This is a genomic window from Desulfocurvus sp., from assembly GCF_023230885.1.
In the GTDB taxonomy this organism is placed as follows: Bacteria; Desulfobacterota; Desulfovibrionia; order Desulfovibrionales; family Desulfovibrionaceae; genus Desulfocurvus.
Window position 1 is genome coordinate 1 of the sequence record NZ_JALNWM010000165.1, and the last position, 7,900, is coordinate 7,900.

General features: G+C 70.8%; 6 protein-coding genes and 1 tRNA gene. 1 reads left to right on the forward strand and 6 read right to left on the reverse strand.

Going from position 1 to position 7,900, the window contains the following annotated elements; genetic code table 11:
- Positions 1 to 174: 174 nt before the first annotated feature.
- Both plsY and M0P34_RS11650 read right to left on the reverse strand, forming a co-directional pair.
- Entirely contained in the window at positions 175 to 801 is a 627-nt protein-coding gene (gene plsY, locus M0P34_RS11645) for a glycerol-3-phosphate 1-O-acyltransferase PlsY (RefSeq protein WP_291499271.1), read from the reverse strand.
- 94 nt (positions 802 to 895) lie between these two features.
- Positions 896 to 2,584, reverse strand: a complete 1,689-nt coding sequence (locus M0P34_RS11650) for a VCBS repeat-containing protein (RefSeq protein ID WP_291499273.1) — start codon at positions 2,582 to 2,584, stop codon at positions 896 to 898.
- A gap of 216 nt (positions 2,585 to 2,800) precedes the next feature.
- On the opposite strand from M0P34_RS11650, the gene M0P34_RS11655 reads away from it, so the two are divergent.
- Positions 2,801 to 2,887: transfer RNA gene (locus M0P34_RS11655), tRNA-Leu, on the forward strand.
- A 124-nt stretch (positions 2,888 to 3,011) separates the two neighbouring features.
- On the opposite strand, the gene M0P34_RS11660 is transcribed toward M0P34_RS11655, so the two are convergent.
- The 4 genes from M0P34_RS11660 to M0P34_RS11675 form a co-directional block, all read right to left on the reverse strand.
- Positions 3,012 to 4,130 carry a hypothetical protein gene (locus tag M0P34_RS11660; RefSeq protein ID WP_291499275.1) on the reverse strand — a complete coding sequence of 373 codons (1,119 nt, stop codon included), beginning with the start codon at positions 4,128 to 4,130 and terminating at the stop codon, positions 3,012 to 3,014.
- On the reverse strand, positions 4,099 to 5,481 hold the full coding sequence (locus M0P34_RS11665; protein WP_291499277.1) for an MBOAT family protein: 1,383 nt from the start codon (positions 5,479 to 5,481) through the stop codon (positions 4,099 to 4,101). Before M0P34_RS11665 ends, M0P34_RS11660 begins: the two co-directional genes overlap by 32 nt.
- Positions 5,482 to 5,655: 174 nt before the next feature.
- Positions 5,656 to 6,948, reverse strand: coding sequence for a response regulator (locus tag M0P34_RS11670; RefSeq protein WP_291499279.1), 1,293 nt, complete (start codon positions 6,946 to 6,948; stop codon positions 5,656 to 5,658).
- 77 nt (positions 6,949 to 7,025) lie between these two features.
- Complete coding sequence (locus M0P34_RS11675; RefSeq protein WP_291499281.1) at positions 7,026 to 7,664, reverse strand: LysE family transporter; 639 nt, start codon at positions 7,662 to 7,664, stop codon at positions 7,026 to 7,028.
- Between the last annotated feature and the right edge of the window lie 236 nt (positions 7,665 to 7,900).

Sequence of the window (7,900 nt, forward strand, 5' to 3'; positions counted from 1 at the left end):
GCCCCAGCAGGGCCGCGGGCGCTAGCCGCCCGCCCCGGGCCCGGGGTCCGGGGTCCGTCGTTCCGGCGCGCCGTCCTTGCCCGCGCCGTGCCCCTTTGGTCCCCGCACAAGCGCACCGGGCCGCGCGACATGGCGTCGCGCGGCCCGGTGCGTCTGGCGTCCGGCCCCGTGGGTTCAGTCTTCGCGGTCGGGCTGTTCGGGCTGCCCGGGTTGGGCGTCCTTCCTGCGCCAGGGCTTCTCCTCGCCCCGGGCCAGGCGCCGGATGTTGTCGCGGTGGCGCCAGAAGATGAGGGCCATGACCACGACGCCCAGGACGGCGTAGGTCAGCCGCCCGGACAGGAGCATGCACACGGGCAGGGCGGCGGCCAGGGTCAGGGAGCCGAGGGAGACGAAGCCCGAGCGGGCGATGACCGCCACGCACAGGGCGCAGGAGATCAGGGTCGGCCAGAAGGCCAGGGCCACGAAGGCGCCGATGGTGGTGGCCACGGCCTTGCCGCCCTTGCCGCGCAGGAACACGGAGTAGCAGTGCCCGGTGATGGCGGCTCCGGCGGCCAGGGCCAGGAACAGGGGCGAGTCGGTGAAGGTGCGCGCCAGGGCCACCGGGGCCAGGCCCTTGCCCAGGTCCAGGGCCAGGGCGAGCACGCCGTATTTGAAGCCGCACAGCCGGGCGATGTTCGTCGCGCCGGTGTTGCGGCTGCCTGCCGTGCGCGGGTCCACGCCGCAGAGCACCCTGCCCACGAGCAGGCCGAAGGGCACGGCTCCGAGCAGGTAGGAGAAGGCGATCCATCCGATGGTCAGCATGGGCGGTCTCCGGGTTGGGGTGTGCCCAAGGGGTACAGCAATTGCGCCCGCCGGGCAAGGGCCCGGCCCGGGGAGCGGGCCGGGCCCTTGGGGGCTATTGGCGGTTGTAGTAGATGTAGTTGCCCTTGTCGCAGTTCCAGTTGGTGTAGACGATGTCGGGCCGGGGCGAGTGGATGTAGCTGATCTGCACGGTGTCTCCGGCCAGCAGGGGCCGGGCGAAGCAGACCCAGTTGCGGCCCGGCGCGGTGACGAAACCGCCCTTGCCCAGGGGGCTGCCGTTGACGGTGACGGCGTAGATGGTCACGGGGTTCTGCTGCTGGACGTAGAGCACGCGCATGTGGTCCTGCCCGGGCTTCCAGTAGCGCGCGACGTAGGCGGAATCGATGCGGAAGGTGTCCTGCGCGGTGGCCAGGGCGCCGAGGTCCAGGTCGGCGGTCTTGATGGACTCGATGACCGAGGTGGCGGCGGTGGTCCAGTCGGGGCTGGTGGAGGCGGTGGCGTCGTTGCCCCGGTAGTAGAGCAGGGTGCCGTCGAGGTCGTTGCGCCCGGGGTCGTTCCAGCGGTGGGTCAGGATGTCCAGGTTGCCGTCCTGGTCCAGGTCGGCGAGGTGGATGGCCGAGCCCCAGCCGCCCTGGTCGGACTGCCAGTCGGGCCAGCTGGTGCGCGGGGCGTACTGGATGATGTAGGGGTCCAGGAAGCGGTAGAGGGAGAAGCCGCCCCGGCCGTTGCCGATGTAGTTGCTGGACGAGGTGGCCAGGGTGGGCACGTCGTCGGGGCGGGCGGAGGAGGCGTTGTGCAGGGTGCGGGCGAAATCGATGCCGTTGCCGTAGTAGTTCACGTCGTTGCTCGTCCAGCCCGGGGCGGGGTCGATGGTGCCGTCGTTGCGGCCCAGGTAGGCGCGCACGGGGGCGGAGTCGAAGACGATGTCCATGAATCCGTCGGCGTTCACGTCGGCGAAGACGCAGCCCATGGCCACGAAGGCGTCGGCGGAGAGCCAGCCGGGGGTGGCGGCCAGGCCGGAGCCGGTGTTGTAGTAGATGCGGTTTTGGACCTCGTAGGGCGGGTCGGGGTTGGCGGTGGCGCCCAGGGAGAGGGCGCCGGGAGCCGGGCGATGCCGGGCGGCGGCCCCGGCGTCGCAGGGCTGGGTGGCCCAGACCTCCTCGGAGGGGATGGGCTCGCCGCAGGCCACGGCCAGGTCGAGCAGGCCGTCGCCGTTGGCGTCGGCGAGATCCAGCCCGAAGGAGGGGAACCCGGTGACGCGCCAGGAGGCGTTGGGCTCCAGGGTTCCGCCCCGGTTGAAATAGACCTTGGCGCCGCCCTTGGCGTACTCGTTGCGCGGGCCGAGGAAGATGGACACGGCCACGTCGTTGTAGCCGTTGCCGTCGATGTCGCCCACGGCCACCAGGGCGTTGTGTTCGCCGTAGAGGCCGTCCACGGTGTCGGTGGAGTGCCAGTCGGGGACGGCGGGGAAGTTGCCGTGGCCGTCGTTGTAGTAGACCTGGACCTGCTGCAGGGCCTTGTCGTTGCCGCTGGCAACCACGAGGTCGGGGTACTTGTCGCCGTTGATGTCGGCCAGGGCCAGGCCGGTGCCGTAGTCGCCGCCGCCGGTGCCGTCCCAGAAGGGGTTGGTGGTGAAGTCGGGGTTGGTGCCGAAGGGCGGGGCCGTGTCGGGGGCCTGGGGCCCGGGGCCGGACAGGGAGCAGCCGGCGAGCAGGGCCAGCGCCAGGCAGAGGGCCAGGGCGCGGGCCGTTGCGGGGCGCGGGAAGCGGGGGAGCCGGAACATGGGGGACCTCCGTATGCGCTGCTGGATATTGATTGGGCTGATTTGGTAGCACGGCGGCGGCCCGAAGGGAAGCGGGGCGCGCGGCGCACCCGGCCCGGCCCGCGCCAGGGGCAGGGCGCGCGGCCCGGCCCGGCGCCCCGGGCGCCCCGGGCGCGCGCCCCCCGGGAGAAAGGGCTTGCTTTTCCCCGCCTGCTGTGCCACACAGGGCGCCCACACGCCGAAGTGGTGGAACTGGTAGACACGCCATCTTGAGGGGGTGGTGACCTCACGGTCGTGGGAGTTCGAGTCTCCCCTTCGGCACCAAAGTGAACAAAGGGACCTGGCAGCATGCCGGGTCCCTTTTCTTTCGGCTCCGCAAGGGGCGGGACGGGCCGTGGCGCGCTGCCGCGGCCCGTCTTGCCGTGCGGCCCCGGGGCGGGGCGGGCGCCTATCGGGGCAGGGCGGCGAAGGCCTCGGCCAGCGCCCGGGAGAAGACGAGCCTGCCCGCGTTGTTGAGGTGCTCGGGGTCGGCCCACAGGGCGTCGGGCAGGGGGAAGCGGGTGAAATCGAGCACCGGCGCGCGAACGGCCTTGCGGATGGCCGCCAGGTCGTAGTCGCCCCTGAGGCGGTGGAAGGGCTCCAGGATGACCACGGGCCGGGCGCCCCGGGCGCGGATCAGGTCGAGGCAGTGGTTGAGCAGGGCCAGGTAGGGCTCGTGGAAGCCCTTCCAGGTGAAGGACCGGTCCTTGCCGTCGACCCAGAAGCTCCCGAACAGGATGGCGTCGCCGTTGGTGCACTTGACGATGCGCATGCCGGCCTTGTCCGTGAGCCTCTCGAAGGGGGTGCAGTCGCAGGGGTCCCCGGGGGCGGGCACGGGAGCGGCCTGCGCCGGGAGCGTGCCCGCGGCGGCTCCGGGCGCGGGGGCGGCGCGCCGTTCCCCCTGGTCGACGGGCTTCGCGGGGCGGCGCGGTTCCGGCGCCAGGGGCACGTCCAGGCGCTCGAACAGGGGGCGCAGCCGCAGGTTCACGACCTGCGAGTAGTAGTTGAGCAGGTGCAGGTTGGCCAGCCATTTGCCCGTGGTGGCCGCCAGGAGCCCCAGGGGCTGCCCGGTGGCGTACAGCGCCTTGAGGTCGGCCAGGGTGGGCCTGCTCGGCACGGCGATGTCGGGGTTGGCGAAGGCCGAGATGGTCACCCCCAGGGCGACGTAGGTCGGTTTGAGGTCGGCGGCGGCCCCGGCCATGAACGGGTAGTTGACGATCTGGTGGCCCGAGATCCCGTAGTTGTAGACCGTCCAGCCCGCCTGCTCGAAGACCGCCGAGCTGATGTGGTGCAGCGTGCGCGAGCTACCCACGAAGACGATGTCCGGGCGCTTGCCCCCCAGGCGCAGGCGCATGTGCTCCGCCTTGGAGGGCGCGTCCTCGACGTAGGAGTTGGGGGATATCCGGTGCCGGGCGTAGAGGAGCAGCGCGGCGTCGGCCAGCAGCAGCCCGAGCAGCACCAGCCCCAGGAGCAGTGCCCAGCGCCTGGCCTTGCGCCTAGAATTGGAAGTAGAGGAATTCCGAAGCATTGCGAATCTCCAGGGCGATGAGGCTGGCGCAGGCCAGGCCCGCCAGGGCCACGGTGGCGCCCAGGGAGGAGCTTTTGTTGTTCTCCACGGCCTCCCGGGCGTTGGGCAGGCCCCAGACGATGGCCAGCCCGGCCAGGATGGCGGCCAGGGGCAGCAGGGTCAGCCCCGCCGGGCTCGGGGCCTTCAGGAACATCGCCGACAGGACGTGCAGGGCGTCGTCGGCGCTCTGGGCCCGGAAGACGACCCAGGCGCAGTGTACGAACAGGAAGGTCAGCGCCCGCGCGGCCAGGGGCGGCAGGCGCCGCCCGGTCATGGTCCAGAGGCGGTGGACGACCAGCCCCAGCCCGTGCAGGGCGCCCCAGATGGCGAAGGTCCAGCCCGCGCCGTGCCAGATGCCGCCGATGAGGAAGGTGGCGAAGAGGTTGCCGAGCAGCCTTGGCGTGCCCCGGCGGCTGCCGCCCAGGGGGATGTAGACGTAGCTGCGCAGGAAGCGGCCGAGGGTGATGTGCCAGCGGCGCCAGAAGTCCTGGAGCGAGGCGCTCTTGTAGGGCGAGTCGAAGTTGCGGGGCAGGCGGATGTTGAACAGCAGGGCCGCCCCGGTGGCCATGTCCATGTATCCGCTGAAGTCGAAGTAGAGCTGGAGGGTGTAGCTCAGGCTCGCCGTCCAGGCCTGGGCGAAGCCGATGCCCTGGGGGGCGGCGAAGCCCGCGTTGGCCCAGATGGCGAAGGTGTCGGCCAGGAGTACCTTCTTGGCCAGCCCCAGGGTGAACAGCCCGAGCCCCTGGAGGATGTTGGCGTGGTCGACCACGAGGTTCCGCAGCTTGCGGAACTGGGGCATCATCTCCGCGTGGTGGACGATGGGCCCGGCGATGAGCTGGGGGAAGAAGGTCACGAACAGCGCGTAGTTGAGGAAGTCGTACTCCCGGGTCTCGCCCCGGGCGCTGTCCACGAGGTAGGCGATCTGCTGGAAGGTGAAGAAGCTGATGGCCAGGGGCAGGACGATGGGCGCGATCTGGATGTCCGCCCCCAGCAGGGCGTTGACGTTGTCCACGATGAAGCCGGTGTACTTGTAGTAGCAAAGGAGCGCGACGTTGAGGCAGATGCCCGTGGCGAGGAGCTTCCTCTTGTGCTCGGTGGCGATGCCGATGACCGTGCCCAGGGCGAAGTTGGCGACGATGGAGAGCAGGATCAGCGGCAGGTATCCCGGATCCCACCAGCCGTAGAAGAAGAGCGAGCACGACACAAGCCACAGTCTGGAGAGCTTTGTCAAATGCTTCCCGTTCAGGAGGAAATATCCGGCGAACGCAACGGGGAGGAAGAAGAACAGGAAGCTGTATGAGTTGAAGAGCATGTTGGCGGCCGGATTGAGGTGGCTGGGACAGCGCAGGGGATACATGATCCGCCAGGCCGTGTCCAGGCCATGCAACGACGGGGCGGTGCGGCGCCTTGACGCGCCGGCGCGGGGGGGCGGCTGCCGGGGGGGTGCCCGGAACGTGCGGCGCCTTGGCGCGGCCGCGCGGGGAGGTCAGCTCTCCAGGAATGCGAGGAACGCCGCCACGCAGTCGGAGCACAGGTGGCCGACCGTGGCGTCGTGGATGATCTCCAGCACGCGCTCCTCGGGCATGGGGTCGCGGTAGGGGCGGTTGGAGGTCAGGGCGTGGTAGATGTCGCCCACGGCGATGATGCGCGCCCACAGCGGAATTTTCTTGCCCTTGAGGCCGTGGGGATAGCCCGTGCCGTCGATGCGCTCGTGGTGCGAGAGCACGGCGGGGATGAGCGGGGCCATGGACGGGATGGGCCGCAGGATCTCGGCGCCGATGGTCGGGTGGGTCTTGATGATCTCGTATTCCTTGACCGTGAGCTTGCCCGGCTTGAGCAGGATGGCGTCGGGGATGCCGATCTTGCCCAGGTCGTGCAGGCGCGCGGCGATTTCGGCCACGGCCTCGGAGTGCCCGCGGGTGTAGACATCGCGCGCTTCCAGGGCCTGGATCAGGCTGGTGATGGACCCGAGCATGAGCGTGTGCTCCTGGCGCAGGCGCTCCTTTTCCAGCAGCAGGTTGCGGAAATGGTCCGAGAGCAGCTTCTCCGCCGTGTGGACGAGCTGTTCCATGTTGAAGGGCTTGATGAGGAACGCCGCCGCGCCGAGCTGGAACATGCGCCGGATCACCGCGCGGTCGTCGGTGGAGCTCATGATCAGCAGGGGGATGTTCTTGAATCGGTCGTCGGCGCGCAGGGCCTTGCACAGCTGCACGCCGTCCATGACCGGCATGTCCAGGTCGCTGGCCACGAGGTCGGGCACCTCGCCGCCCAGCAGCCGGTCCAGGGCCTGGCGTCCGTTTTCCGCCCGGATGACGTGGAAGCCGCTTTTTTCCAGCGCCTCGCCCACGGTGGTGCGGATGTAGGTGGAGTCGTCCACCACCAGGACCTTGCGGTTGCGGATGATGTCCTGGCGGTCCAGGAACTCGCGCACGCTGGCCAGGAATTCGTCCTGCCCGCCGGATTTGGTCAGGTAGCCGTCGGCGCCCACGCGAAAGCCGCGTTCGATGTCCTCGTCCTTGTCGCGGGAGCTGAGGATCAGCACCGGGGTGCTGCGGGTGGCCTGGCCCTGCTTGATCTGCTCGCACAGTTCGAAGCCGGTCATGTTGGGCATGTCCACATCGGAGATGACCAGGTCGTAGCGTCCGGCCCTGGCCTTGGCCAGTCCGTCGGCGCCGTCCACAGCCTGGGTCACCTTCGCTCCGAGGGTGTCCAGGGTCTTGGACAGCGCCTTGCGGATTACGGCGCTGTCGTCGACGATGAGGATGCTCGGTTTCGACATGTGGATTTCATAGGGGTTTTTCGAGCGTTAGGCAATGCGGGTGGCGCGGATTCCTCGCCAGGATTCCGGGGCCCGGATCACGCGGCGTCCGGGGCGAGCAGCCTCCAGCCGTCGCGCAGCAGCAGGGCGGCGAAAAGAACCAGGGCCACGGCCAGCAGGCGTAGGGCCAGGCGATAGCCCCGGCCCGCCAGGGCCGCGCGCGAGCGCGCCACCAGCACGGCCACCCCCAGCTTGGAACCCACCAGCAGGGCGTAGAACCCGGCCAGGAACACCAGGGGCGCCGCGCGGTCCTCGGCCCAGGAGCGCACCAGCAGCGGCCCGCCGACCCCCATCCAGAACAGGTACGGGTGCGGGCTGAGCACGTTGGCCACCACGCCCCGGGCCAGGGAGCGCGCCGGGCCGGGCGCGGCGTCCGGGTCCGGCGGGCCGCTGCGCCATGTTTCGCGGGCCATGTGCAGCAAAAAGACGCCCCCGGCCAGGGCCGCGACCCCGAGCAGCGGCTGCGCCCGGGCCGCCGCGCCCAGGGCCGCCACGCACAGGGCGATGATCGGCAGGTCCGTGAGCAGCGGCGAGAGCGCCACGCGCGCCCCGGCGCCCACGCCGCCGCAGAGGGTTTCGCGGATGACCAGGGTCAGCAGCGGCCCAGGCGAGAGCCCCGCCGTGGCGCCGAGCACCGCCCCGGCCGTCAGCCCCGTCCAGAACAGTTCGGGTGTCATGAGGGCCCTTGTGCCAGGGCCCGGCCCGGCGCGCAAGGGCCGCCGGACCCCGCGGGCATCCGCCGCCCAGGGCGCGGGGGCTTTCGGCCGGGCGTGGAGATGGTCGAGCCGCTGACGGCTCCGCCGCCCAGGGCGCGGGCGCTCGCCTGGCGCGTCCGCGCTCCCCGTGCACGGTGTTCCGCGCTGGGGGGCGCTTGCGAAGCAAAGTTCGCCGCGTCCCCTCCGCGCGTGGGCGC

Coding starts and splice junctions, on each gene's coding strand:
- M0P34_RS11670 (WP_291499279.1), bottom strand. CDS start 6,948: ATGTCGAAACCGAGCATCCTCATCGTCGACGACAGCGCCGTAATCCGC.
- plsY (WP_291499271.1), bottom strand. CDS start 801: ATGCTGACCATCGGATGGATCGCCTTCTCCTACCTGCTCGGAGCCGTG.
- M0P34_RS11665 (WP_291499277.1), bottom strand. CDS start 5,481: ATGCTCTTCAACTCATACAGCTTCCTGTTCTTCTTCCTCCCCGTTGCG.
- M0P34_RS11660 (WP_291499275.1), bottom strand. CDS start 4,130: ATGCTTCGGAATTCCTCTACTTCCAATTCTAGGCGCAAGGCCAGGCGC.
- M0P34_RS11650 (WP_291499273.1), bottom strand. CDS start 2,584: ATGTTCCGGCTCCCCCGCTTCCCGCGCCCCGCAACGGCCCGCGCCCTG.
- M0P34_RS11675 (WP_291499281.1), bottom strand. CDS start 7,664: ATGACACCCGAACTGTTCTGGACGGGGCTGACGGCCGGGGCGGTGCTC.